The 25,519-nt window shown below is 41.3% G+C and carries 21 protein-coding genes and 1 pseudogene; 5 read left to right on the top strand and 17 right to left on the bottom strand.

What is annotated here, in order from left to right; genetic code table 11:
- Window positions 1-397 precede the first annotated feature (397 nt).
- The gene (locus BV372_RS26330) at window positions 398-2,161 is read right to left on the bottom strand and encodes a ShlB/FhaC/HecB family hemolysin secretion/activation protein (RefSeq protein WP_179198241.1); all 1,764 of its coding nucleotides are present in this window, start codon (window positions 2,159-2,161) and stop codon (window positions 398-400) included.
- 312 nt (window positions 2,162-2,473) lie between these two features.
- Between BV372_RS26330 and BV372_RS26325 the strand changes: the two genes are divergently transcribed.
- The 3 genes from BV372_RS26325 to BV372_RS26315 all read left to right on the top strand — a co-directional run bounded on the left by BV372_RS26325 (window position 2,474) and on the right by BV372_RS26315 (window position 8,652).
- Window positions 2,474-4,327, top strand: coding sequence for an AAA-like domain-containing protein (locus tag BV372_RS26325; RefSeq protein ID WP_086689441.1), 1,854 nt, complete (start codon window positions 2,474-2,476; stop codon window positions 4,325-4,327).
- A 441-nt stretch (window positions 4,328-4,768) separates the two neighbouring features.
- Window positions 4,769-6,238, top strand: coding sequence for an MFS transporter (locus tag BV372_RS26320; protein WP_086689440.1), 1,470 nt, complete (start codon window positions 4,769-4,771; stop codon window positions 6,236-6,238).
- A gap of 458 nt (window positions 6,239-6,696) precedes the next feature.
- Window positions 6,697-8,652, top strand: coding sequence for a P-loop NTPase fold protein (locus BV372_RS26315; protein WP_086689439.1), 1,956 nt, complete (start codon window positions 6,697-6,699; stop codon window positions 8,650-8,652).
- 278 nt (window positions 8,653-8,930) lie between these two features.
- On the opposite strand, the gene BV372_RS26310 is transcribed toward BV372_RS26315, so the two are convergent.
- From BV372_RS26310 to BV372_RS26245, 14 genes and pseudogenes are all read right to left on the bottom strand, one after another.
- Window positions 8,931-9,698: a phycobilisome rod-core linker polypeptide gene (locus tag BV372_RS26310; RefSeq protein ID WP_086689438.1), complete on the bottom strand. Its 768-nt coding sequence runs from the start codon at window positions 9,696-9,698 to the stop codon at window positions 8,931-8,933.
- A gap of 114 nt (window positions 9,699-9,812) precedes the next feature.
- Window positions 9,813-10,556 (bottom strand): phycobilisome rod-core linker polypeptide, encoded by a 744-nt coding sequence (locus BV372_RS26305; RefSeq protein WP_086689437.1) that lies wholly within the window; start codon window positions 10,554-10,556, stop codon window positions 9,813-9,815.
- Window positions 10,557-10,621: 65 nt separating this feature from the next.
- Entirely contained in the window at window positions 10,622-11,461 is an 840-nt protein-coding gene (locus BV372_RS26300) for a phycobilisome rod-core linker polypeptide (protein WP_086689436.1), read from the bottom strand.
- Window positions 11,462-11,498: 37 nt separating this feature from the next.
- Window positions 11,499-12,101 (bottom strand): HEAT repeat domain-containing protein, encoded by a 603-nt coding sequence (locus BV372_RS26295; RefSeq protein WP_086689435.1) that lies wholly within the window; start codon window positions 12,099-12,101, stop codon window positions 11,499-11,501.
- An 88-nt stretch (window positions 12,102-12,189) separates the two neighbouring features.
- A complete protein-coding gene (locus BV372_RS26290) occupies window positions 12,190-13,020 on the bottom strand; it encodes a HEAT repeat domain-containing protein (protein WP_086689434.1) in 831 nt (276 codons plus the stop codon).
- Between the two features lie 10 nt (window positions 13,021-13,030).
- A complete protein-coding gene (locus BV372_RS26285) occupies window positions 13,031-13,276 on the bottom strand; it encodes a phycobilisome linker polypeptide (RefSeq protein ID WP_086689433.1) in 246 nt (81 codons plus the stop codon).
- A gap of 57 nt (window positions 13,277-13,333) precedes the next feature.
- Complete coding sequence (locus tag BV372_RS26280) at window positions 13,334-14,194, bottom strand: phycobilisome linker polypeptide (RefSeq protein ID WP_086689432.1); 861 nt, start codon at window positions 14,192-14,194, stop codon at window positions 13,334-13,336.
- A 161-nt stretch (window positions 14,195-14,355) separates the two neighbouring features.
- Window positions 14,356-14,847 (bottom strand): phycocyanin subunit alpha, encoded by a 492-nt coding sequence (gene cpcA / locus BV372_RS26275; protein ID WP_086689431.1) that lies wholly within the window; start codon window positions 14,845-14,847, stop codon window positions 14,356-14,358.
- A 78-nt stretch (window positions 14,848-14,925) separates the two neighbouring features.
- A complete protein-coding gene (locus BV372_RS26270) occupies window positions 14,926-15,447 on the bottom strand; it encodes a phycocyanin subunit beta (protein ID WP_086689430.1) in 522 nt (173 codons plus the stop codon).
- A gap of 536 nt (window positions 15,448-15,983) precedes the next feature.
- Entirely contained in the window at window positions 15,984-16,670 is a 687-nt protein-coding gene (locus BV372_RS26265; protein ID WP_086689429.1) for a HEAT repeat domain-containing protein, read from the bottom strand.
- A 234-nt stretch (window positions 16,671-16,904) separates the two neighbouring features.
- On the bottom strand, window positions 16,905-17,678 hold the full coding sequence (locus BV372_RS26260; RefSeq protein ID WP_086689428.1) for a HEAT repeat domain-containing protein: 774 nt from the start codon (window positions 17,676-17,678) through the stop codon (window positions 16,905-16,907).
- Between the two features lie 101 nt (window positions 17,679-17,779).
- Entirely contained in the window at window positions 17,780-18,613 is an 834-nt protein-coding gene (locus tag BV372_RS26255) for a phycobilisome linker polypeptide (protein WP_086689427.1), read from the bottom strand.
- Window positions 18,614-18,813: 200 nt separating this feature from the next.
- Window positions 18,814-19,011 (bottom strand): annotated as a pseudogene (locus tag BV372_RS26250) (phycocyanin subunit alpha); the annotation flags it as partial.
- A gap of 468 nt (window positions 19,012-19,479) precedes the next feature.
- Window positions 19,480-20,442 (bottom strand): RluA family pseudouridine synthase, encoded by a 963-nt coding sequence (locus BV372_RS26245; RefSeq protein ID WP_179198242.1) that lies wholly within the window; start codon window positions 20,440-20,442, stop codon window positions 19,480-19,482.
- A gap of 1,633 nt (window positions 20,443-22,075) precedes the next feature.
- Between BV372_RS26245 and BV372_RS26240 the strand changes: the two genes are divergently transcribed.
- Window positions 22,076-23,194, top strand: a complete 1,119-nt coding sequence (locus BV372_RS26240; RefSeq protein ID WP_086689425.1) for a response regulator — start codon at window positions 22,076-22,078, stop codon at window positions 23,192-23,194.
- Window positions 23,195-23,265: 71 nt separating this feature from the next.
- A complete protein-coding gene (locus BV372_RS26235; protein WP_086689424.1) occupies window positions 23,266-23,661 on the top strand; it encodes a PleD family two-component system response regulator in 396 nt (131 codons plus the stop codon).
- Window positions 23,662-23,841: 180 nt separating this feature from the next.
- On the opposite strand, the gene cobA is transcribed toward BV372_RS26235, so the two are convergent.
- Together cobA and BV372_RS26225 are read right to left on the bottom strand one after the other, a co-directional pair.
- Window positions 23,842-24,621: a uroporphyrinogen-III C-methyltransferase gene (cobA, locus tag BV372_RS26230; protein ID WP_086689445.1), complete on the bottom strand. Its 780-nt coding sequence runs from the start codon at window positions 24,619-24,621 to the stop codon at window positions 23,842-23,844.
- Window positions 24,618-25,343 carry a sirohydrochlorin chelatase gene (locus tag BV372_RS26225; RefSeq protein WP_086689423.1) on the bottom strand — a complete coding sequence of 242 codons (726 nt, stop codon included), beginning with the start codon at window positions 25,341-25,343 and terminating at the stop codon, window positions 24,618-24,620. Before BV372_RS26225 ends, cobA begins: the two co-directional genes overlap by 4 nt.
- Window positions 25,344-25,519: the final 176 nt, after the last annotated feature.

Below are 25,519 nucleotides of genomic sequence, written 5' to 3'. Positions count from 1 at the left end.
TATAAATCCGGTTTTCGGTGCTGGTGATCCACTCGCAAAACCGATCCCATACGTTAGCGCTAGAGCGCTGTTGTAAGGTTGTTGTCATTGTTTTATGAGTGCTGTTTTTATGAATTTGGTAAGTAATGTTGCTTACCTGCAAAATATTATAAGACTAAGATTTAGATTTGTAAAGGATTTTAATTAACAATTCTTTATAGGTGTTATTTATTTTTATTATCAATAGTGCAGATAGATGTTTGGCGATCGCATGAGACTTTGACCGAGCCAATCTCAGCACTAATGCATATCTATATACCAGTGTGCAGATGAGGAATTTTGCGATCGCTGTTGTGAAACTGACTGATGAAAACAAAGAAAGCCATAGAATAGAGCCGTTCTCCCAGAAAAACAGCAATTAAAAGGGATTGTAGATCAAAGAAAAATATAGACCGTTCTCTTGCCAGGTGTTATCCCTGGATTCTACAGATACTAAAGGAATACCCCAATCAAGACGCGCAGTGAAGCGATCGCCTTGTGTCCAGCGTAAGCCCAAACCAACGGATGCTAGGGTGTTAGGATCTGGGTTGTCTCTATTAGAATTATTCCAAGCTACGCCGAAGTCAACAAATGGTATGACTTGTAAAATGCTATCTATTTGGGGTAAGCGCAGAATCGGTACTTGAACTTCTGCCGAAGCAAAAGCGCCATTATCCGTTAATAAGTAATCTTGTCGGTAGCCCCGAACACTATCAATCCCGCCTAAGCCCAACTGTTCTAAAGGTAGCAGTGCTCTTGATGCTAGCTGAGTATTTGCCCGGATTAATAGCAATGTCTCCGGAGCCAACAATCTTGCCCACTGTGCTTGACCTTGCCATGAAAAGAAGCGACTATCGGGAGCATCTTGATTAATGGTTGCATCCAACACATCTATACCTAAGTTAAATTGGGAGCGTAAGGCAATAACTTCACGGCTGTTACGATTTGTCCATTCCTGAAAAAATCGCAGTGCAGAGATGCGTGTGCGTCCTTCATCAGCACCCAATGAGGGAAACGGTAATCGCTCTCCTTCAATATAAGTAGCTTCGCTTTCCCGACGAGAAGCAGTCAAGCCCAAGGCAAATTCTTGGGTAGGAGTTTGGATAATTGGCTGGCGGTATGTAATTTCGTAGTAACGGGAAGAAGATTGAATATCTAGGATATTAAAAGGTTCTTCAATGACATTGCTGGATGTAGTGCCAAAGTTAAAGGAAAGTGTGCCGTTACGGGGATTGAGTGGTAATGTATAGCCAACATCAAAAGCATTGCTACCATCGGTATTGGTGTAAGCAAAATTTAAGCCATCTCCTAATCCGAGTAAGTTAGCTTGATTGAGTTGTAATCGACGGCGGAAACTGCCAACACTAGGCGATCGCCCATTATCAAGAACTATTTGCGAATTAAAAGTTCTTGCCTCTTTTACCTCAACTTGTAAGACGCTGACACCGGGACGAGAACCGGCGGATAGTTCAGCAGAGAGGTTTTTAATTAAAGGATTCAGTTGTAACAGTTGGAGTGCTTCTAGCAAACGCTCCCGATTGAGAGGAGCTTTTGTGGCGATCGCTAGACGACTACGCACATAATTAGGATTTAACCGTTGAGTACCAGTTACTTGGATTTCTTCTAATTTGCCTTCAACAACCTGAATTTTAACGACGCCAGACTTGATAGTTTGTGGCGGAATATAAGCGCCAGAAGTAATATAACCTTTCTTGACATATAAATCGGTGATTTTAGAGCGAGCCTGAAATATCTCAGCTAGGGATATAGGCCTTTTGGTAAATTCCGCAGTGGCTTGGGCTAACTCCTCCTGGCTGAATACGGTGCTGCCAATAACTTCAAACCTGTCCACAATAATAGTTGCTGGCAGCTTGTCTGGGAGGGGCTGCTCAGGTGTGGGATTGGGGCTAGGGGACGGAAGTAGCTCTTCTGGTGGGGGTAATGGCTGTGGCTGTATGGGTGAGGGGGCTGGGGAGGGCGCAGGTGGTAGCACATCTTGGGGCGGCGGCAGCTGTTGGGAAAGTAGCTGTACATTATTAATAGTCTGAGCCTTTGCTGCTTGAGAACTTATGCTGCCAAGCAAGAAAAATATACTCAGTTGTAACCAAAATACTGCTTGCTTCTGAAGGGATTTGTCGATCATGCTCGTTCGTGACAATAGGGACATTAAAATTTAGTGGCTGATTACTGGCAGGGGAGCAGTTGGTGTAATATTTACTGGTGATACCTCACCTAAAATTTAAAATTTTACATAAAAGCCGATTTGATATTTGGAATTCCACTATTATCTGGTATAGTCACGAATTCGCAAAGAACATTAGAAACTGTCTAGAAACAAATCTAACAATAAAAAAATCAATAGATAGCTACATTTAAATAATTAGATTTAACTTAGATTTATTAGACAACTTACTACTAGTATCCTAACGATGTTATTACTTGGCAAAGAGGCAAAATGACCAATTACAGATATCAAATTGGTGGAAGTTTAGCCGTTGATGCACCAAGCTATGTGAAAAGAAGAGCTGATGTGCAGTTGTATGAAGCACTGAAGCAAGGAGAGTTTTGCTACATCCTTAGCTCTCGGCAGATGGGAAAGTCTTCTTTGTTAGTACAAACAAAATATCGTTTACAACAAGAGGGCTTTCAATGCAAATCAATCGATTTAAGTATTATGGGGAGTGAGAGTATTACTCCACTGCAATGGTACAAGGGGATTGTTGGCGATTTATGGACAGAATTTAATTTATTAGGAAAAATTAATTTAAAATCTTGGTGGAATGAAAAAGCAGATATTTCTTTTGTACAAAAGTTAAAACTATTTATTGAAGAATTATTGCTGATTCATTTTCCCGATCAAAAAATATTCATTTTTATAGATGAAGTCGATAGTATCCTGAATCTAAAGTTTTCAGTTGATGACTTTTTTTCACTAATTAGATTTTGCTATAACCAAAGAGCTATTAATCCAGAGTATAACCGTATTACCTTTGCTATTTTTGGAGTTGCTACACCATCTTACTTAATTCAAGAACCAACAAAAACACCTTTTAATATTGGGAAAGCAATTGAACTAGAAGGATTTAAGTTAGATGAAGCTACGCCATTGATAGGAGGATTTCAAAAAAGGGTAGAGCGTCCTCAGATTGTTTTAAAAGAAATCCTCGCTTGGACAGGTGGACAACCGTTTCTTACACAAAAACTGTGTAATGTAATGTTAAAAATGAGCCAGATGCATCCAGACAAAGAAGGAATAATTGTTATTCCTCCAGGGACAGAAGCATTTTGGGTAGAAAATTTCGTAAAATCTCTGATCATAAATAACTGGGAATTACAAGACGAACCAGAGCATTTGCGTACCATCCGCGATCGCTTGTTATGGAATGAGCAACTAACAGGGCGATTGCTGAGTGTCTATCAGCAACTTCTACAATATGCTGATATTCATATAGATGATGGTCGCGAACAAATTGAGTTATTACTGAGTGGGTTGGTTGTTAAGCATCAAGGTTATTTAAAAATTACCAATCCCATTTATCGAACTATTTTTAACCTGGCTTGGGTTAAGCAACAACTAAATAATCTCCGTCCATATTCCCAAGCATTTGATGCTTGGATGGCTTCTGGAAGAATCGACGAATCTCGACTGCTGCGAGGAAAGGCTCTTAAAGATGCTCAACAATGGTCGCAGGATAAACGATTGAGCGATTGGGACTATCAATTTTTAGCAGCAAGTCAACAATTGGATAGTCAGGAAATCGAGAGGACTCTGGAAGCCGCACGAGCCAAAGAAGTAGAAGCACGATTAGCAGTAGAGCAAAAGCGTATCCGACAGCAGCGACGAGCCAATCGCATTCTTGCCTTTTTAACTACCGGGATGACTATTAAGTTCGTCATCTTCTTGTGGTTATGGCTATCGACACTCTCGCAATATCGTCAAGCATCTGTAAATGTTCGTCAAGCAAGATTAGGTGAGATTGAAGCACTGATTTCATCATCTCAGGGACATTTCGCAGCTAACCAACCGCTTAAGGCGTTGATTGATTCAATTCGGGCTAAGCGATCGCTCCAAAAAGTAGAGGCAGTTGATGCTAACCTAGAACTTGAGGTAGATCGAGTACTTCAACAAGCTGTATATAGAGTTGTATCGAATCCACAAGCGGCTCAACTACAAAAGTCTCAGTGGCAGTCAGAACAAATTTCTGAAGTAGAACCGCTAACCGATGGATGTCATTTGCTGCGGGAATACCTACAAACCAGTACAGAAATTAGAGAAAGCGATCGTCACATTTGTGATGGTATTAAATAAAACAAGGCAAAATAGAAAAGCGAATAAACCACAAGTCTATTTCATGTAGCCACAGCTTTATTTGGCTTCAGTTTTAGAGCAGAGGGAAGTTTAAACAGAATTATAATATTCTTGATAATTTGTAATATTATCAAAATAGAGAATACTTAGGTATTGGAATAACAAGCAGCAAACTTCTACTCGAAATTGCTGGGAAAATCACTTGAAACCTTGGGTAATTTTTTTGCCTTATCCAATAGTAACTATCCTTTGGCAGTATTTTGTGAAGAGTCTTTAGGTAGAATATTGTATTTAAAGTTTTGTTTCGATAGATTGAAAAATCTATCATTCTTTTGGCTCTTACTCAGCGTTAATTGCCAGCTTATTGTCAGTTTATAACCACCGACACAGGTGGGTTACCCCTACTTATCTAACTCCCATAACTAATAAGATTTTCCTCTAGTGAAGACTGTATCTCCCTCTGCTGAAGAACTACTAGAATACTCGCCTCCTATAGAAGTAATCAAGCCCCTGCCAGCATCAGCACCAATACTCAAGACAGACTCGCCGCCGAAAATTTCTAAGCAAGCTACTCGCACTAGCTTAAAGGCATCCACTATTGATGGAGTGTTTGCCACGATTTTTTCTAACATTACTGGTGGTGTATTGCTGGTTAACTTCTTACTCCAGCTGGGTGCTACCCCAGTAGAAATTGGCCTACTATCTTCAATTCCTCTACTGGTGAATTTCTTACAACCACTAGGAGCCTACCTGGCCGATCGCACTTCCAGCCGCCATTGGTATACTCTGGCAATTTTTGGTCCTTCCAGACTGCTGTGGTTGATTTTAGTAGGGGGTATTGCCTGGTTCTGCTATTCTGACACTAAATCTCACCAGTTAGTAACTTGGACGCTGGGAATAATTTTAATTACTAATATCCTGGGAGCCTTAGGTGGTTGTGCTTGGTTTAGCTGGATGGCTGCTTTGGTTCCCCCTTCCTTGCGAGGGCGTTATTTTGGCTTGCGTAATAGTGCCGCTAGCTTGGCTAATCTCTTGTCTATACCTGTCCTTGGCTATGGTATCTCGGTCTGGCCCGGTGGTGGAATTCAAGGTTACGGCGTACTTTTGTTCCTAGGCGTCATCATCGGCCTAATCAGTTTGGCTTGTCAGTTTTGGATGGTGGATGTAAATCCGCAAGTTTATCGCTCTGGCAAAGCTTCGTCTCAACATGAGGAAAATCCCGACAGCGCCCAACCCAAAACATTCAGCATCCTAAAAGACAGCAACTTCTTGAAGTTTCTGCTCTATGTTGGCGTGTGGACATTCGCCATGAACCTCAGCGCCCCGTTTTTTAACCTTTACATGCTGGAAAATTTGAGTTTAGAACTGACTACAGTCACGATTTACGCCAGTTTGATTGCTGGGGCTAACTTAGTCATGCTGGTACTTTGGGGTAAGTTGGCAGATAAGGTAGGAAATCGTCCACTGCTATTGTTAGTTGGCGTTTTAATAGCAGTCACACCTTTATTCTGGCTGGGTGCTGGGACTGACTCAATTTCTGTGTGGATATGGCTACCTATGATACACATGATATCTGGTGGTTTCGGAGCAGCAATCGATTTGTGTAACAGTAATATTCAGATGGAAATGGCTCCACTGGATCGTCCTTCTCAGTATTTTGCGATCGCCGCAGCTGTTACTGGTGTTAGTGGTGGTTTAGGTTCGGCAACTGGTGGTTTTCTAACCCAGCTAGATATTATCGGTGGCTTACCCGGACTATTTGCCCTTTCCGCTGCTTTGCGATTAATCGCACTGTTGCCCCTAGTATTTGTTCGAGAACCACGCAGTAAGCCTATTGCTCATTTGATGGAAAAAATCCTGCCCTTTAAACCCAAAGCAGAGTTAGTTTCAACAGAGAAAATGGCAGCTTAATTTGAGTTGGCGGGAAAAAGGCAGTCCCGATGAAAAAATTTCATCGCCATGTATGAAAGGGGGACAAGGGGATGAGGTGACAAGGAGAATAACTTCTAACTCTCAACTCAGCACTCAGCACTTTCAAGTCAGCCATTCACCCCAGATTTTGGCACAACCAAGGATGAAAATATTAATCCTTCCTTCTGCCTCCTGCCTTATTTTCAAGCTAGAGGGTAGAAACAAAGAGTTTCTGACTAAATCATAATTTCTATTCCTTTTGTTCATTCATGATTGATGTATGCATTTCATCATGGTTATCCCAGCAACACATGAATAAAAACCCTCCGCAGGTGCAGTATCTGACACAACAATTTTTTATGAATTGGTATCACTAACAAAATCCTTCCTTCCTTGAGAGGGAAGGATTTCTTTTTTTTATGCTGCATGATGCGAAATAGCTACAGAGGGGAAGTCTAATGGTTGAAATCACGAGTCATTCAGACAGCGAAACTGAGAATATAAATGAGCAATTTGCAGACAATCCTTTAACAAACCCAAAATACGATCGATTAGGATACGCAGCCTTTGCTAGACACCTAGCAGACAGTATTTGCAAAATGAATTTTCCCGAAGGCTTCGTTATTGCAATTTATGGGCCTTGGGGATTTGGCAAATCAACACTGTTAAATTTCTTAGTTCACTACCTTAAGGACAAGCCAGAAAACGAACAACCTATTATCGTTCCTTTTAATCCTTGGTTATTTACTGGAGATGAAGATATTACAAGACGCTTCGTTAATCAATTACAGATCAGTTTGAGCCAATTGAAAGCTGTTCCTCAAGGCTTTAGAAAACGAATAGCCGATTTTGTAAAAGCTGTTTCTGAAATTCCTGTTCCTTACGCTCAAGCTGGTAAAGCGGTAGTCAAATTATTTGATAATAAAGAAAAAGATATTTCTGAATTAAAAGAAGACCTGGAAGAAACACTGGAAGATAAACATCCGCGAATAGTGGTCGCTATTGATGAAATTGACAGGCTTAATAGTGACGATATTATGCAGCTATTTCGCCTGCTGAAGGCAATTCCTAATTTTGATAATGTTGTTTATGTTCTAGCCTTCAATCAAGAAGTTATCCACAAAATTATTTCGGAGACGCAGAATATACCCGGAGACGTTTATCTTGAGAAAATTATTCAAGCAGCTTTTGAATTACCACTTCCAGACAAAACTTTACTTCGTAGGCTGCTTTTTGAAAAACTCAATATTATATTTGCTGATACACCAAAGCAGATATTTGATGCTACCCACTGGAGTAATATTTACTCTCAAGGTATAGACCATTTTATTAATACACCCCGTGACATTGTTCGTCTGACCAACACCTTAACCGTGACATATCCAGTGGCTCAAGGTGAAGTGAATCCAGCCGACATTGTGGCGATTGAATCGCTGCGAGTCTTTCGTCCAGCGATTTATGACATAATCCGTAAAAATCCTCAATTTTTTGCTGGATATTCAGATCCTCAAGGTTCTTCAATTCCTACCGTAGACGAACTAAAACATTTTCATAATTCGTGGCTAGCTCAAACAGAAGATGAAGATAAAGAACCAATTAAACGGCTGTTAATGCGTCTTTTTCCTAAGTTAGAGGCTGTTTATTGTAATACTTACTACGATGCAAAACATGAGTCAATATGGCGCAAATACCTGCGTATATGTAGCCTAGAAACGTTTGCTAACTATTTTCGTCTGAACTTAACAGAAGGTAAATTCTCGGAGATAGAAGTGAAAGCTGTTCTTACCTTAGCTTGCGATCCAAAAGCATTTGGGGAAAAGCTGGTAGAACTTGCTAATCAAAAACGTCCTGATGGTATAACCCAAGCAAGGGCTTTTCTGGAACAGCTTGAGGATTATACTGAAACAGCAATTCCTTTAAATTGTATTGCTTCAATTGTCCAAGCTTTTTTTGATGTAGGCGATCATCTTCTACGTTCGGAAGATCAACCTGACGGCATATTTGATTTAGGAACTGACATCAGAGTTGAGCGTATTATCGCGCAACTGTTACGTCGGATCAATGAACAAGAACGGTTTGAAACATTGAAACATGCAATGTCAAATAGTAATGCTGTATCTACAATTGTTAGTGAAATTACAATTTTGATTCAGGAACAAGGTAAATATAAAATGGAGGACTGTAGTTCTCCAGGAGAATGGTTTCTCAGCAGAGAACACTTAAAAGAACTGGAAGAAATAGCATTGCAGCGGCTACAAGCTGTTATGCAGCACAGTTCTCTACTAGATGTTGCAAAACTGCCGGAAAAATTATATTTCTGGCAAAGTTTGACAGAAGAAAAAGTCAAGCAATCGATTCAAAAGGTTATTGATATTAATAACGAAGAGTTAGGTTCCAGTACAAACAATTCTTAGATAACCAACCTCTACACTATTGGCTGATATCTATCTACTCCAATGCACTGTGATACTGCTTATTTATTGTATTTAACGTTAATAAACCGATCGCGATCGCACAATCGAATTGTTTGTTGTGCCGTGAATCTTAATGATTCTATCTTCACCAAGTAAAACTACTGGGTCTAATCTCCACTTAATATCACACCTAGCTAACAGCTAAACTGCAAACTAGCGGTCACATCAACGCGGAAACTAGACCCAGTATAAAATTTTAGGCGATCGGATTTTAAATCCTAGCGTCTGCTACCACCACGGTAAGGCACTGCGTTGAGATAATCGATGTTAAACGCAGATACTCTTTGTGCGTAGTTACCTTGAGCACCAATTGCGGCTGCCACATCCGCAAATTTCCGTGGATCGCCTTCTGGTAGGCGTTTTTCTTGGAACTTGCGTGAATAGAATTTGTCCAAGGTAAAGCGCCAGTCTGTTGTAACGGTGCCAACTTTTTCTTGGAAGTCTTCGCCGTAGCGAGGAGTTACCAAGTTATGGGGACGACCTTCTAAGCGCTTGCGTTGGTAGGGTACAGTATTCTCACCAAAGGCTTGAGTGTACTCTTCGCTGTCCACAATGGCATCAACAAAGCCGCTGAAACCCTTAGTACCGATAACAATTGACCAAGCAATTTCTTCGTCTTTGTTATAAGCAGAACGGCCTAACAAGCGCTTCAGAGTAATGTCTACTAGACGGTAGTTGTTATTAACCGAGACAACTAAACGATAGAAAGCCTCAGATTTAGCTAAACCCCGAATAAAGTCCCTTACTGACAAGGAGCCATTTTTCAGTTGAGATTCAAAGTTTTTTTGGCGATTAAATTTGAGAATCTCATGTTCGCTGAATACCTGACGATAAGCAGCCCAAATAATATTCTGGATATCAGTGTAGGAACTGACATCTTCGATTCGGTAGATATATGGTGAATCGTCATCTAGATCAGCGACGCCAAAGCTTTTGACTCGGTGGTTTTGACTGCTTGGTTTGTATTGAAGTAATGGCAGTGCCATGCTGCGTTGTTCCTTTTATTAACAAATTAAACAAAGAGCTAGCTGATGAAAACTGAAAGAGGCTTGATAACTCAAACTCCTCATTCATTCTTTATTTATTGTCTCGCATTCGGTTCATCGTACAGGGAAATTAGCGCTGGTATTTATGGAAAGGGGAATACCTTGCGGTGTAGTTTCTCTGGTGGTGTCGGGAATTTTGATGTTTGCGATGCTAACTGGTGTATAGGTAACTGTCCTAATAGCGATGGAATTCGCCATATCCAAGAAGTTATTGATATCACCCCATTTATAACGTCCGTTTTCTAGCTTGTCACGCCAGTAGTTGCCGTAGCGGGGTGTCACCAGATTAAAAGGTCTATCTTTATAGCGACGTCGTTGGTAGGGAACTATATTCTCACCAAAGTTACTTTGATACTCTTGAGAATCTAGCAAAGCATCGACAAAACCATCCCAACCAAGGGTTGCAATCTTGATTGACCAAGCAATTTCTTCGTCTTTGCTGTAAGGCGCACGACCTAAAAGCCGTTTGAGGGCTAATTCTACGAGGCGGTAGTTGGAGTTAGCCTTGATTACTAAATCCTTGAAAGCCTCTGATTTAGCCAAACCCCGGATGAAGTCGCGCACGCTAATTGCTTTATTCTTCAACTGGGATTCTAAATAGCTCTGACGATAGAATTTGAGGATGACGTGTTCGCTGAAAACTTGGCGATAGGCGGCCCAAATTAATTCTTCGATTTCACCTTCAAAAGCATAGTCCTCGATGCGGTAAGTCCTGGGAGTATCTTCGTTAGGAACTTCGTAACCAGGGACACGCTGGTTTTGGGAACTGGGTTTGTATTCTAGTAAAGGAATTGACATAGTTAATGGTTGTTGTCAGTTGTCTTATTGCTAATGAATCTTGACTTTTAACCTTGATTCCTGCCCTAAGTTGTCCGATTTCCGGGAATATAGCGATAAGGCAGAGCAACAGCTGTAGGTTTCACTGTTGGTTGTTCTGTAACTGGTTCGCGGCTATTATCCGGGATTTGTATATTTTTGATTTGCGACGTTACTGTCGCAATCGTTCGCTGATAGTTACGTTCGTTGGGAAGAATTTGTCCTGCTAATGCTAAGAAATTAGAGGGGATAGCCTGACGAATATCTTCTTTGGTTAAAGAGCCACTGGTGCGGGCCTGATAGAAAGATCGACCTCCTAAATACGTCAATGTCTGGCGATCGCGCCAGTATGAAGCATACCGGGGGTTAACTAAATTAAAGGGACGGTCTTTGAAACGACGGCGCTGGAAAGGTACGATGTCATCACCAAAGTTCTGGCGGTACTCGTCACTGTCTAATAGTGCGTCAATAAAACCATGCAATCCCTTAGTGCCAATCACGATTGACCAGGCAATTTCTTCGTCTTTGTTATAAGCAGCGCGTCCTAAAAACCGCTTCAATGTGATATCAACTAGGCGGTAGTTAGAGTTGAGATCTGCTACTTGTGTGCGGTAGACTTCAGACTTACCTAATCCACGGATAAAATCTCTGACGTTAATTGCCCGATTCCGCAGTTGAGATTCTAAGTTTTTTTGACGATTTCTCTGGATAATTAAGTGTTCGCTAAAAATTTGTCGATATGCTGCCCAGATAATCCCATCAATATCTTTATCTGAAGTAGCATCTGCCAACCGATAATTTATCGGTGTATCTTCGTTGGGCACTTCGTAGCCCTCTACACGCTGATTTTGTGTGGTTGGTGAATATTCAAGCAGTGGTATTGACATCTTTACTTTTACCTTTGTTTTATGGTAATAAAACAATCTATTGGCTCTGAGCCAACAGCACGCGGGCGCGGACTGCTTTCTCGGTATCGCTGGCCAGCATGTATTCGAGTCTAGCCCGAATGGGGTGCTGCAAATCAGGTATCTTTGCTAGGGCTTGCAATCCGACAACAGCAGCATAACGAATCGACCATTCTGAGTCTTGGGAAATATGCAGTAGTGCTTCCAGCGCTCTTAAGGGTGCTGTCTGACTTTCAGGAAATCCCAACTTTTGCCAATGCAAATTTCCTAATCCTTTGGCAGCGGCGCGGCGGACGCTGGGAGCAAAATCAGTAGTAGCTGCGTTGATTAGTGCATCTAAAGCGCGAGGATCGGCGATCGCTGCTAAGGTGCGAATCGAATAAGCTCGTGCGCCATAGTTATAATCATCAATTTGCTCTAGCAATTGAGGCACTGCTAATTCTCCCAACTCTGTCAGCGCTAATGCTGCCACTGCTGCTGCTGTTGGATTGTTATAACCAAACACAGCAATTAATGTGGGAATCGCCGCTACGTCTTTTGTTGCTGCCAAGTTTTGCACTGCCGCCACCATTCGCGCTGGTGTGTCTGCAAGGGCAATGGCGCGAATTAGTTCATCAGTCATTAACTCAAGTAATCAATAGCCAGTAGTCAATAGTCATTGGTTCTTAATCATTATTAATAACTAATGACTAACAACTAATAACTATTGACTACAATAGTGAATCCATCAGGTTCATAACCCGGATTGCATCATCAGCAATACAGAAGGCGTCGAACTCCTCTGGAAGTTGATACTCTAGCAATCCTTTGAGGGCAATGAGTTTGAAGCTATTTTCTGCCTTGGCGTTAGCGATCGCATCTGCTGCTGCCATATAACCTATGGCACCTAAATCCCCCAGAGCAACACGGCGTAATTTTAGATCGTTGTCGTCTAATATTTTCACCAAGCGCTCCCCATAGGCAGGATCCTGTGTCAATTGATACATTGCTCTAGCTGCGGCACATTGTACCCTTGGTACTGAATGCTCTAGGAACGGTTCAATTAGGTGAATAGCCTCAGTTGCACCAATAGCTCCTAAGGCTTCTAGCACCGCTTCATAGGGCTGGATTAAGTGCGGTCTTCCTGGTACTTGCACGGCTACTGCTACACCCCCATCGAGCAGTTGCATCAGTGCTGGTGCCGCAGTTGTGGCGCGCAGCATTTCCAGAGACTGAGCTGCTGCTTCCCGCACATAGAAGTCGGAGCATTCCAAGCACTTAATTAAACCCGGTATGGCTCTTCTATCACCTAATTTTCCCAGCGCTCTTGCCGCGTTGCGTCGCAGAGGATAACCTCCCAGTTCGGTTATGTCGGCTTCGTCTTCTAAAGCTGCAATTAGAGCGTCTACAGCAGCTGGCTGGCTAACTTGGAACTTACCCAACCACCAAGCGGCATAATAACGCAGACCTAAATCTAATGATTGTAGGTTAGCGATCGCTTGCTCTGGTGTGAGCGGTGGCGCATTTTCGGCAGCATACTCTTCTGCACTGGGTTCTATCATTGCCAGGGCGCTATTCTGCCACTGTTGGAGTCAGTAGCTCAATATTAACGATTTTGCCACCTAAGCGGGTAATCCGCTGGTATTCTTCGTTGAGGCGGCTATAGGGAACTGTGATAAACACGCTGCCGCTGTTACGGATGTTGTATTTATTTTTGTCTGTTTCTGAATTTTGCCGCAAGCCTACGACTTCGTAACGAAATATCCGGCTAGCAGATGAAGAAACACTACCAGAACCAAGTGTGGTTTGACCGAACATTACTTCTATATCTCCTCTACTGTTTTGACTAATAACAGTCGCTGCAAATTAACTAACTTAAGCTGATGTGACACTGACGATTTTGCCACCTAGCTTGTGAATTTGCTGAATTTTGTCTGAAAGCCGCTCGTAAGGTACGATAAATGCGGTGCTACTCCGCCGGACGCTGGGGTAGCCAGGACTACGAATTCCTGTGACTTCAATGCGGTAAACGCGATCGCCTTGACCTACAGCATTGCCTAAATTCTTTTTCGGCGCTACATCCGCAGATGCACGGAAACTCCAATTGTTGTTATTACCAGATGGCCCAACAATTGAGTTAGCTTTGTTGCTTGCTAGTTCGCGTGCCAACCGAGATTTTTTGCCTTCTACTTGAGCGCGATCGCTATTGGCATAACCACGATACAACCGGAAGATGCGATTAAAGCCTACAGTCTTTTGTCCAGGTTGAGTTTCAAAACCACGATAATAGGGGACAATGTTGTCGCCAAAGTTGTTTTGATACTCAACAGAATCAATGTAGGAGTCTATTTCGGCATCGTACCCTTTTTCTTGGTACAAGTCTAAGTGGTAAGCTACTTCTGACTCATCATAGGGAGCGCGACCCAACAAATGTTTATAGTTGAGTTCGATTAACCGAGTTTGAAAACTGTTATAGAAAAACTTGTTTTTGTAGAGTTCTGATTTGGCAAGGCTCCGGACAAACTCTCGCACAGTCAGATTGCCATCTCGCAGTAGTGATTCTGCACTCACAAGGCGATCTGAGGCCAAAACATAGTCGTTACCCAAAACATGCCGATAAACTGCACGGATCACATTTTGAACATCTTCTCGACTTGCATTGGGACGAAGTTCAATCCGAGCTGCTTGACTAAAAGGTTCAGTTCCTAGCCTGGAGGCTGCTGTTGTAATCGCCATTTTTTTCTTCCCCCTTTTTATTTGCACTTCGGCTGCTGCCGACTGCTTGCTGTGCTAAAGCTAGCTTTTTATTTTTCCTACATAAAACGATGCCCGGGGCGAGATCCAACTGCTAGGTGACTTCATCCAGCAACTGCACCCCTCTCCGGGCATAACGCTATCTAGCTGAGAGCGTTGATTGCGTAATCAATGTAGGTGTTGGCTTCGTTAGCAGCTTGACCACTCAAACCATGATTAGCTTTGATGTGCTTCAGAGCTTCTACATACCAGCTGGGAGACAAATCAAAAGCGCTGTTGATTTCAGCCAAGCCAGCAATTAGGTACTCATCCAAGGGACCGGTGCCACCAGCAACCAAGCTGTAGGTGATGATCCGCAGGTAGTGACCAACGTCACGAGCACACTTGGACTTACCACGGCTGTCAGCAGCGAATTGGTTACCTTGTGTTTGGGTGGTGTAGGGGTATTTTTGGTACACAGCTTGAGTTGCACCATCAATTAGCTGTTGAGCTTTTGAGGTCAACGCACGAGCTGCTTCTAAGCTAGCACCAGCACGCTCAAAACGACCGCGAGCAGATTGGAGTTCGGTATTGCCTAAGAAACGTCCTTGGGTATCAGCAGCTGCAATTGCTTCGGTAATTGGGGTCTTAACCATGATTAAAAATCTCCTTGATGTTTCGTAATTTTTTGCCTAGATACCTAATCTTTAGGTTCCGGATTTTTTTTAGCGCTATTAAGCAACAGCAGCAGCAGCACGATCAAAGTAGCTAGCTACTTCAGAAATCAAGGAGCTGCAATCACCTTTTGTGATACCGTTAGGATCGTTAGCAATAGCGATCGCTGCATCTTTGATCTTTTGGATGCCTACAGCTACGGAAGAACCAGGGGTGCCCAAAGCTTGGTAAGTTTCACGCAGACCGTTCAAAGCGCGATCGTCAAGAACGCTGGGGTCGCCAGCTAAAATAGCGTAGGTAACGTAACGTAAGATGATTTCCAGGTCGCGGAGACAAGCAGCCGCACGACGGTTGGTGTAAGCGTTACCACCAGGAGCAATCAATTGGGGTTGCTCTTCAAACAACGCACGAGCAGCGTTGGTAACGATAGCAGAAGCGTTGCTGGTGATGCGGTTTACTACATCCAAGCGCTTGTTTCCATCTTTAACTACGTTTGCCAAAGCGTCTAGTTGTTCGTTGCTGAGAAATTCTCCTCTAGCGTCTGCTTGAGAAACAACCTTGGTGAATACATCTAATGTCATGGACTCTAATCTCCTAATTACTTAGTTGAGAGATGTCTAGATTAAAACGGGGAATGTTTTATCAAACTATCTTTTGGAACAGTTAACAAAAACTGAAATTAAACTGTTTCTCAAATTTAAGTCTCTTAACTCCTTACAATTCATGAACGTAGAAATTATGAGAATCTGGGGTGATTTTATGAGAAACTGGCAAACCTTGTGAATTGATTACCTTGTTTAACTTCTGTCTGTTGTTTAACCCCTCCAGCTTATGTTTATACAATGCTATAGATCCATTATTTGTTACAAATTGTGAATAAATAAGTTACAGGAATAAGAAAAGCCTCAAATCCTTTACATATAAGGGCTACACCTGAGAAATTATCAATATTTTCGTAACATTGCTTTACATTGAATTCGTTAATCAAGAAAATTTTTCGATTTTATATTTTCTTAATCTTCTTGAAAACCTTGAAATTTAAGCATATTGTAGTTTTCCTATAGATTTTTAATTTTGGCAGCTATGTTACAAAATATAAATATAAAATTTATATTTCTCAATATTTTTGTGAGTGCTTCGATTCGTTCCTCATAGAAGAAATTTCATCCGCCGCGAGTATTGCCTCTAAGGCGATCGCAATTCGAGATTGGACAACTTTGTCTGTCTCTTGGGCGATCGCCTGTTGTAAGGCGACCTGAGCCTCTGGTGTAGCGATTTGCTGTAGAGATACCGCAGCCGCGTAACGCAAACCCCAATCATCCGGATTGAGCAACGCCCAAATTAGCTTTTCTTGGGCAAAGCGAGTAAATTCTGCATCATCAGCAGTACTGCCGATTTTTCCAAGTCCCCGTGCAGCCATACGGCGGACATTTCCCTGACAGTGATTGGCTACTGCTGTACCGACAACTTCCGCCAACAAATCACAAGCTCTCGAGTCGCCAATTTGAGCCAAAGCCTGAATAATGTAAGCTTGTAACCCCTGATCGCTAGAAGCATTAAAAGCAGCGATTAACGGTTGTACAGTTGTCGGCGCTAATTTTACTAACACCTCAACAATCGCAGCGCCGACAGTCGGGTAGTGATGACTTAAACCTTGAATTAGGGCATCGATCGCTGCTGGTTCTGGTGTACTAGTCGCAGCTATGGCATTAATTGCCGCGATCGCTTCTTGGGGTGTTGATGCTTGGTTTGAGTTTAATTGTGAAATCAATTGCTCAGTACTACGAGAGTTGGATGTATTCATTGTAGTTCAATAAGGTAAGTGTGTATAAGTATAAAAAAAGGGACTAGGGACTGGGGGCTAGAATTCTGTCACAGCATTGAATATTTATAGCCAGTAGCGATTGTCTTGAAAGTCAAGCGATCGCAAAAGAAAAAGTTGGCTACAAACTCATCATTGTTTTTGTGACAAAGTATTAAGAACGGGAACAAACTTTTACCCAATTCCTAATTGCTAATCCCTAATCCCCAATCCCTTTCATAGCTGAATTGATAAATCATCAATCGCTTTAAAAATTAACTGGGATATTTCTTTTTGAGAAGCATGATTATCCAGAATGGCTTCTAGAATGCGCTTCAAATTTAACAGCTTCAAACTGTTAGGAACTTTAGCTGCTAAAATTGCTTCTATAGCTTGCTGATGACCAACTGCTCCTAAGTCAAATACCGCAGCCCAGCGTAAATACATATTGTCATGGTTAAGGTTTTTGACAATACGTTCTAGGTACTGGGATTGCTTAGTTAAAAGATACATATATCGAGCAGCAGCACATTGCACCCGCTCAGAAGAATGCTCAAAAAAAGGCTCAACTAAAGGACGTGCTGACCAAATTTCTAAAGTCGCTAATGCTTCAATTAAGGCTTCATAAGGTTGTTCATAACTAGATTGCAAAAGCTTCAATAATGGCGTCACAGCCTGCCGATCGCCAATAGCAGCTAAAGCAACAATCGCTGCTTCTCGTAGACGTAGATCCGTATCGCATTCCAACGCTGCAATTAACGCTGGTACAGCTTGGGGATTTTTGAGTTGTCCCAAAGCCCGTGCAGCTTGTCGGCGCAGTGGATATCCGCCATCAGGGATGCGATACCTTTGATCAAACAAAGCATCGCATAGCGCTGCACAACCAGCTTGCACCTGATGCTTACCTAGCCACCAAGCAGCATAATAGCGGATTTGGTTATCGTCACACGACAAAGCAGCGATCGCTGCTTCTGGAGAAAGAATAGGTTCAGCAGAGTTAGCAGCAGTCATTGCAAAGTATGAGAATTTTGGTAATCGGGAGAAAAGGGAGAGGCGGGAGACTGCTGTAAATCATTCTCCCTTGTTCTTATTCCTCTCTCCTTCCGCCTCTTCTATACGGCCGAAATGTTGACGATTTTACCGCCGCGCTTGTGAATTTCTTGATAAGTAGTAGAGAGCCGTTCATAAGGTACAGTGTAAACTTGTACACTGCGACGAACTGCTGTCGTATTAATTGCACCAGCGATCGCTTGAATCACAAACATCCGGCTATCTCCCCGGGGAGTGGAACTAATCAATGTCGGTGCTGCGGAAACAAACTTACCGCCTCCTGATGAAGGTGGCGAAATCCAGTTAGCCAAATTCATCGAAACTCTTGTTTGCAAGCGTGAACTTTTCCGCCCCGATTGAGCATTATCACTATTACCACGGCCGCGATAAAGCTCAAATATGCGGTTGAATCCTACAGTCTTCATTCCCGGAATTGATTGAAATCCACGGTAATAAGGAACAACAGAATTACCAAATCCAGCCTCGTATTCTTGGCTGTAAATGTAAGATTCAATGTCGGCATCATAGCCTTTAGCAGCATATAGGTCTACGTGCTCAGCAATTTCTGATTGATCGTAGATTGCACGTCCCAATAAGTGCTTGTAATTCAATTCGATAAAACGCACTTGGGAGTTTTTGTAAAAAAAGCACTCTTTGTAAAATTCAGATTTTGCTAAAATCTCAACAAATTGCCGTACACTAATCTTGCCATTACGCAATAAAGCTTCAGCACTCACAAATTTTTGGCTGGCATATATTCCTTGTCGACCAAAAATTTGTTCGTAGGCAGCATGGAATACTATTTGCAAATCATCTTCGCTCCAATTTGGACGAAGTTCAGCTTTTTTACCAATCTCATCTCTAATTGCTAGCCGTTCGGCAACTGAACTACTCATTCCTACAATCGCTCCCTTTCAAATTTATGTTGTAAATAAATTTGGGTCTTTAGTAATAGATAAATACTGTGCTTGAGTAGCGTAGACAATAATTAAACTTTTTGTAGTAGAAAGGAGGTTAATTACTACAACAAAACAGTTAATTCTGCTAACCTACTTACGAGACACTTATCTATTTCCAAAGACCCAATAGTTTTGTCTTAGCTCAATGCGTTAATTGCATAGTTGATGTAAGTGTTGGCTTCACCAGCAACATCACCTTGTAAACCATGATTGTTCCACATAAATTCTAGAGCTGCTACATACCAACTAGGCGATAAACCAAGAGCGCTGTTAAGTTCACTCAAACCAGCAACTACATATTCATCCAATGGACCAGTACCGCCAACTACACAGCAGCAGCTAATAGTACTTTGATAAAGTTTTGTAAAATAGAATTAATCCAAACAGAATTCTCTGCTAATCGTTTCTCTACACAGTTTTTAATTAGATTAGTAACGAAATGGCTTTACATCTGAAAATATTTCTTTACTTTACTTTATAAAATTTTGGTGAACCAAATATTTTTGTATAAATAAACATTTTTTAAATTATTTTTGGTAGTAAATACTTATTATTCAAAGTTTAAAAGAAAGTAATCAAATTTACGAAGTATTAAAAAATACATTTTTTATTAATTATGTTGAATATAAAAAATAATTAATTATTGATGAAAATTAAGTTAATTCCTGAATTTCCAGCATAATTACTCATTTTGGGCAGTTAATTATGGCTTTTGATATCAGTTGAGATGCAGCATTTATTTATGTATTTTTATAAAGCAGAGTTAAGCAAATAGGAAATATTGACCCATATTTTTAACTTATCTAATAAGAAATAGCAGCACGTCGCCGCAGAACTTCTAGCAAAGTGAGAAATGTTTGTGGAGGGGGTGCTGTGACCTCAACTAGATTTCCTGATAAAGGATGCTGTAACTTGAGCCGCCAAGCGTGCAGTGCTTGACCAGGCAAATTTACTCCAATCGAACGACCAGAACCATAAACTGGGTCGCCAACAATGGGATGACCAATTTTGGCGCTGTGGACGCGAATTTGATGGGTGCGTCCGGTTTCTAGTTGGAAGTGAATTAATGTGTAATTCCCTAAGCGTTCTAGTACTTGCCAATGAGTGACAGCAGCACGTCCGCCTTGTTCGATGGGAACAACTGCCATTTTTTTTCGGTCTTGGCGGTGGCGACCAATGGGTAAATTTATAACGCCATCTTCAGCTTTTGGCGCACCATAAACTACACCTAAGTATTCTCTTCGTGCAGTTTTTGCTTGGAGTTGTGCTTGCAGGCTTTGATAGGCAATATCTGTTTTGGCAATAGCGATCGCTCCGGTTGTATCCTTGTCTAATCGATGGACAATTCCCGGACGCTGGATTCCCCCAATTCCTGGTAGGTTGGGACAGTGTGCCAACAAAGCATTAACTAGTGTGCCATCTGGATGACCGGGTGCAGGATGCACAACTAGACCTGCTGGTTTGTTAAGAATAAGTAGCTGGTCATCTTCATACAAGATATCCAGGGCAATATCTTCTGCTTGCAGTTGTAGAGGTTGAGCTTTTGGTATTTCTAGAGTAATGCGATCGCCTGCTTTAACATTAATTTTTTTAGATGTGCAGACTTGACCATTGAGTTGAACATTACCCTGTTCGATTAACTGTTGGATGCGGGAACGGGATAAATCTGGTAGTTCTTGAGAAAGGTAGCGATCGAGGCGTTCGCTAGAGGCGTTGGTGAGACCATCGCTGTTTGCTTGGACTTCTAAATTAAATTCGCTCACAATTGGTCTGGATTAATTCCCCTATCTCGAAGTAAAACGCAGAGTGCTTGTTGTTGAGTTTCTGCTAGTTAATTTTAACGAACTAAAGCGCCAAGCTAAGAATTAGGATTTTGCTGCTTACCGTAGTTATACAAACTTTTGCCTTTGCGACTATGTAATTCGCCACAACCTTGATCGTTGAAGTGCATTGATGGCTTCATTGCAGGTTTTGACAGCAGCCCGATCATCTTGAGATTTGAGGACTGCCATACCTCTATTTTCCGCTCGCCAATATTGATAATCTGTTAGGTACAGGGCTTCATTGAAAGATGCGATCGCTTTTTCATATCGCTCTAAAGTTCAAAGAGTTTATGAAGAATGTTGGAGAATTAATTGGGGGTCTAACCCCTTAGCTATTTACCAACAGTTTCTTTATAATTACAAGGGCTAAATTCTATTTAACTTCTTAGATATTTTTTTAAACTGTCTAAGTGTTTTACTACTGCATAAATATGATTTAATAACTAAAAAATGATAATTTCCTGTACATTTTTGCTTAGCCCGGAGTAGCAAATAAATAAATTTTTTTTTATATTTCCTAGATTTACTTATCATAAATTTCACATATTTTCTTTCACTGTTCCTAAATTTTGAAGTAACCTAGGTTTTATTAAGGAACGCACTTAATATCTACCATTTAGCTGAAAATTACTATTTTTCAGCTACTTAACTATGACAATCTCTTTTTATCTGTAAAATCAGCCTATGGATCAACAAAACCCAAAAGCATTCCCCGCAGCAGCTAATAACATACACTTCTGTGTGATGGTTTGGGATCAGACATCGGTAAATCGGTGATACATAGAGAATCAGCCTAAATAAAGTTTTCTAACTGGCTGAGATTTGCTATGTAATTCTCTAAATTCCTCTATAAATTCGAGAATTTAGCACTTAATATGTGCAGAGTAAGTAATTTCCTCCCATAACAGTAAAATTTGTCCTCAATGCTTGTGAAAAGCTTGCCTTCTGCCAAGTTGGTAGCAATTACATCGAATTACGCACAATCATCGCTCAAAATATTAACTAACTCACCGTTGATGGTAATTCGCTATTATTGTACAAGTAATAATTTTATCCAAGCATACAGAGATAATCTCCACAATCTCCAATTTGGATAAAATAATAAACTGTTCGTTTACTTAGTTACAATAAATACGGTGAATTTAAATGGAGTCATACCCAAGGCGAAATTAGCTACAATCTCATAGCGTAAAAACCCTTTACCAGTATCACTGTCATCTCATAAAAGCTGAAGGCGGTGGCTACTAGTAAACACTTGCGTTACTGTGATATGAGCTAGATTAGCGAAAGATACAGAAAGTAAAGCTGATTTTTGGAATACTGTTTCCTAGCAGAAAGTATAGCCATTTTGCTATTTGGCAATAGCATGGCTGTTCTACTTCAGCACGAGTGCAGTTCGATGCACTATAGTGTGACAGGGAGTGGGGAGTTGGAGAGTGGGCAATTTGCCTGTACTCACATAGATGTGAAGCGCTATTTTTATCTAAAAGCACTTCTGACTTAATCCCTGTGATGCTGGGAAAGGGTTTCCATAACATTCAACTGCAAATATTGCTTTTATATTAGAGCCGTCCCAATGAAAACACTTCCTATTAGTAGATACAGGTTTTTTCAGAAACTACAGCCCCTATCTCTTTTAAAAAAAATCACTAATAAGTCTGTTACCGGGTGCTTACAAGTATTTAGTACCTCAGGTTCTTGGTCAATATATATAGATGAAGGCAAACTGATATATGCTTGCTACTCGGAGAAAATGTTTGAGCCGCTTTATAGAAACTTGCAGCGCTTGAGTAAGCAGATTTCTACTATTCCTACAGGAATTGATGAGCAGCTACGAGCAATATTTGAAACAGGGATTGAGAATCAAGCAATACCAAATCCAGATTATTTAGCTATTTGTTGGTTAGTCAATCAGAAATATATCAGTCCTACACAAGCAGGGATTTTAATAGAACAATTGGCGCTAGAAGTTTTAGAATCATTTTTGAGCGTGGAAGAAGGAAGTTATGAGTTTGTTCCTGAAAGCTTTTTAGATGATTTGCCAAAGTTCTGTTATCTAAATCTGCGCCTACTGGTTGAACAGTGCCAAAAATATAGGGGAGAATTTGCTGGGCGCGAAACATCATCGGCACAAGGAAATATCCACTCACCCATTTCTCAAAGACAGGGGTCATTTGCACGTCAAAAGCCATCACAACCTCCAGTAAAAGCCCCATCAGCATTGAGAACTGGTAGCGCTCAAGTAGCAGAAAACTCTAATTATTTGCCCAATTCTTCTAACAATCGAGATCATAGCTTTCAGCAAGTTTCTCCTCCCGCTAATGACAAAAAAATCTACACTATCTTTTGCATTGATGATAGCCCAAGTGTATTGAATGCTATCAAAAACTTTTTGGATGAGCAAATGTTTTCTGTTGTTGGAGTCACAGATTCATTAAAAGCTTTAATGGAAATTCTCCGTACCAAACCCGACTTAATTTTATTAGACATTACCATGCCAAATCTAGATGGGTATGAGTTATGTTCTCTACTGCGTAAACACTCACAGTTCAAAAATACACCTGTGATTATGGTGACGGGAAAAACTGGGTTGATAGATAGAGCAAAAGCCAAAATGGTGAAAGCATCAGGTTATTTGACTAAGCCTTTTACGCAAGGAGATTTACTTAAAACTATCTTTCAACACATGGTGTAAACACGTGGTGTAATTTCGCAATCAGCAGTATAACGATACCAAGCCAACATATTTCTGTAGGAGGTTGAGGGTTGAGTATTACTTGGGCTGGGAAAATTTTGATTGTCGAAGACTCTCTGCGAGAATGGAGAATTATCAGTCATTATCTCGGAGATTGGGGTTACAAAATTGTTAAAGCTTCTAGTGCTAAAGAGGCTTTAGAAATAGCATTGGAAGAAAGACCGGATGCGATTGTTACCAACGTGGTGATCCCAGGAATGAGTGGGTTTGAGTTGTGCCGCTTCCTGAAAATCAATTTAACTAGTCAAAAAGTTCCAATTGTGGTCTGTAGTAATAAAAATCAGGCAGTTGATCGTTTATGGGCGAGGAAACAAAGTGCCGATGTCTATTTAACTAAGCCTTATACTCCTGAAGATTTACTGAGTGCAATTCAATCAGCTACTGAGTGGAATTGTATTCTATCATGAATAGTTACAAATTAACAATAGTCATTTGTTATTTGTCACTTGTCATTTATAATTGATTATTTGTCATTTTTGTCATTTATCAAAAGGTAAGAGTCAGTAATTATTTGTCATTTTTTCTCTGCTCCCACCCTACGGGAAGCCGCTACGCGTCTACATCTGCTCAAGGCCCAATCCCGTTCATTACCGGGGACGGCAACCAGATAAAAGACTGTGCATATTAACTACAGATCCAATTACTGCGATCGCTGGTGCGCCAAATCCAGTCTTTTCCACTTGCTCGACAATTGTGCCAACTTTGCCAATCAATTCTTCTTGGTCTGGTCGCGTACCCCAACGTACTAAGGCAATTGGCGTTTCTAAACTCAAGCCTGCTGCCCGCAATTGCTCGACAATATAAGGCAGATTGTGAATTCCCATATAAATAACTATAGTTTCCGAACCGTGAGCGATCGCACCCCAATTTACAGTAGGTCGATACTTACCCGCCGACTCGTGACCAGTAACAAAGGTAACTGAAGAGCTATACAACCGATGAGTTAAAGGAATACCCGCATAGGCTGGTGCAGCAATCCCTGAGGTGATACCAGGCACAACTTCTACCGGGATTCCCGCTGTTACCAATTCTTCCATTTCTTCGCCACCACGACCAAAAATAAACGGGTCGCCACCCTTGAGCCGCACGACTATTGCATGATCCCGCGCTTTATCAATTAGTAGTTGGGTTGTGTCTTCTTGCAACAGAGAATGTCGCCCCATCCGCTTACCCGCGTTGATTTGCTCTGCTTGGGGATTGATCATCTCCAGAATTGCTGGACTCACCAAAGCATCATAGATAACCACATCAGCACATTCCAGGAGACTCTTACCTTTGAGCGTTATCAGTCCTGGATCTCCCGGGCCCGCACCTACCAAATAAACCTTTCCCAAAAACTTTTTCTCCTGTGTGTCTGTGCGGTTTATGTATCTATTAAATCCCAAATTAGCTCGGCTAATTCTTCTGTATTTGCTCCCAAGGGCTGTGCCAAATGGAAATTTACGAGAGGAAATTGTAATTTTAGCGTCTCTATTGACTGAGCGATCGCATCAGTTATGCCACCAGCGAATAGAAAGTATGGCAAAATTGCAATCTCCCTCTTGCCAATAGCAATTAACTCTTTGACTCGTGATTCTAAATTAGGAGTCATAGACCAATAAGCTGTCACTGCACCCAGATTTTTAGCCATTACTTCCACTGGCTGTTGAGAACCAGGGCGACGGCTACCATGCGCTAATAAAATCCACGCTGCTGTATTTTTGCTTGATATTTGCTTGATAACTAAGCTTTCTAAACTAGGGTGAGTACCTATATATGGTTGTAGGTCAACGATCATATCTTGACCAAGAGCCTCTTGAGCCAGAGCTATTTCATCGGGAATGTCTTTCATTACATGCACTCCCGGCAATAGAAATAAGGGTATAACTTTGAGGCGATCGCAGTTAGCAGCAAAAGCGCTTTCGGCAAATTGTTTGATCTGCGCGTGTAAAGGTTCTGGCCTTAGTTCTAAGTAAGCTAGATCAAATAGATATTCTGGCTTGTGAGTGTTTTGTAATTTGTCACGTATCAACCTCGCCAGTTGCTGCATAGCAATTTCTGGGCGCGGATCGCGACTTCCGTGAGATACCAGCAGATATGCAGAAGACATGGGCAAGGGTTAAACTTTTACTACTTATTTGTAATATGTTACTAAATATTAATGAATGATAAACTCCGTGCATTGAATTTACACGCACTTAATATTAGGCAATGCCAACGAAAACCCAGATATGGTGGCCCACGCCCAGCCTACATTAGAACTGCTTATTAGTCAGGATTGCTAAT

It is taken from the genome of Nostoc sp. T09, assembly GCF_002154695.1.
In the GTDB taxonomy this organism is placed as follows: Bacteria; Cyanobacteriota; Cyanobacteriia; order Cyanobacteriales; family Nostocaceae; genus Aulosira.
The sequence above is the reverse complement of the archived record's forward strand: the minus strand, read 5'-3'. Positions and strand labels throughout refer to the sequence as shown.

Bases quoted from the DNA above. Each gene is read 5' to 3' on its own strand.
- BV372_RS26330 (WP_179198241.1), bottom strand. From the start codon at position 2,161: ATGATCGACAAATCCCTTCAGAAGCAAGCAGTATTTTGGTTACAACTG.
- BV372_RS26325 (WP_086689441.1), top strand. From the start codon at position 2,474: ATGACCAATTACAGATATCAAATTGGTGGAAGTTTAGCCGTTGATGCA.
- BV372_RS26315 (WP_086689439.1), top strand. From the start codon at position 6,697: ATGGTTGAAATCACGAGTCATTCAGACAGCGAAACTGAGAATATAAAT.
- BV372_RS26310 (WP_086689438.1), bottom strand. From the start codon at position 9,698: ATGGCACTGCCATTACTTCAATACAAACCAAGCAGTCAAAACCACCGA.
- BV372_RS26305 (WP_086689437.1), bottom strand. From the start codon at position 10,556: ATGTCAATTCCTTTACTAGAATACAAACCCAGTTCCCAAAACCAGCGT.
- BV372_RS26300 (WP_086689436.1), bottom strand. From the start codon at position 11,461: ATGTCAATACCACTGCTTGAATATTCACCAACCACACAAAATCAGCGT.
- BV372_RS26295 (WP_086689435.1), bottom strand. From the start codon at position 12,101: ATGACTGATGAACTAATTCGCGCCATTGCCCTTGCAGACACACCAGCG.
- BV372_RS26290 (WP_086689434.1), bottom strand. From the start codon at position 13,020: ATGATAGAACCCAGTGCAGAAGAGTATGCTGCCGAAAATGCGCCACCG.
- BV372_RS26285 (WP_086689433.1), bottom strand. From the start codon at position 13,276: ATGTTCGGTCAAACCACACTTGGTTCTGGTAGTGTTTCTTCATCTGCT.
- BV372_RS26280 (WP_086689432.1), bottom strand. From the start codon at position 14,194: ATGGCGATTACAACAGCAGCCTCCAGGCTAGGAACTGAACCTTTTAGT.
- cpcA (WP_086689431.1), bottom strand. From the start codon at position 14,847: ATGGTTAAGACCCCAATTACCGAAGCAATTGCAGCTGCTGATACCCAA.
- BV372_RS26270 (WP_086689430.1), bottom strand. From the start codon at position 15,447: ATGACATTAGATGTATTCACCAAGGTTGTTTCTCAAGCAGACGCTAGA.
- BV372_RS26265 (WP_086689429.1), bottom strand. From the start codon at position 16,670: ATGAATACATCCAACTCTCGTAGTACTGAGCAATTGATTTCACAATTA.
- BV372_RS26260 (WP_086689428.1), bottom strand. From the start codon at position 17,678: ATGACTGCTGCTAACTCTGCTGAACCTATTCTTTCTCCAGAAGCAGCG.
- BV372_RS26255 (WP_086689427.1), bottom strand. From the start codon at position 18,613: ATGAGTAGTTCAGTTGCCGAACGGCTAGCAATTAGAGATGAGATTGGT.
- BV372_RS26240 (WP_086689425.1), top strand. From the start codon at position 22,076: ATGAAAACACTTCCTATTAGTAGATACAGGTTTTTTCAGAAACTACAG.
- BV372_RS26225 (WP_086689423.1), bottom strand. From the start codon at position 25,343: ATGTCTTCTGCATATCTGCTGGTATCTCACGGAAGTCGCGATCCGCGC.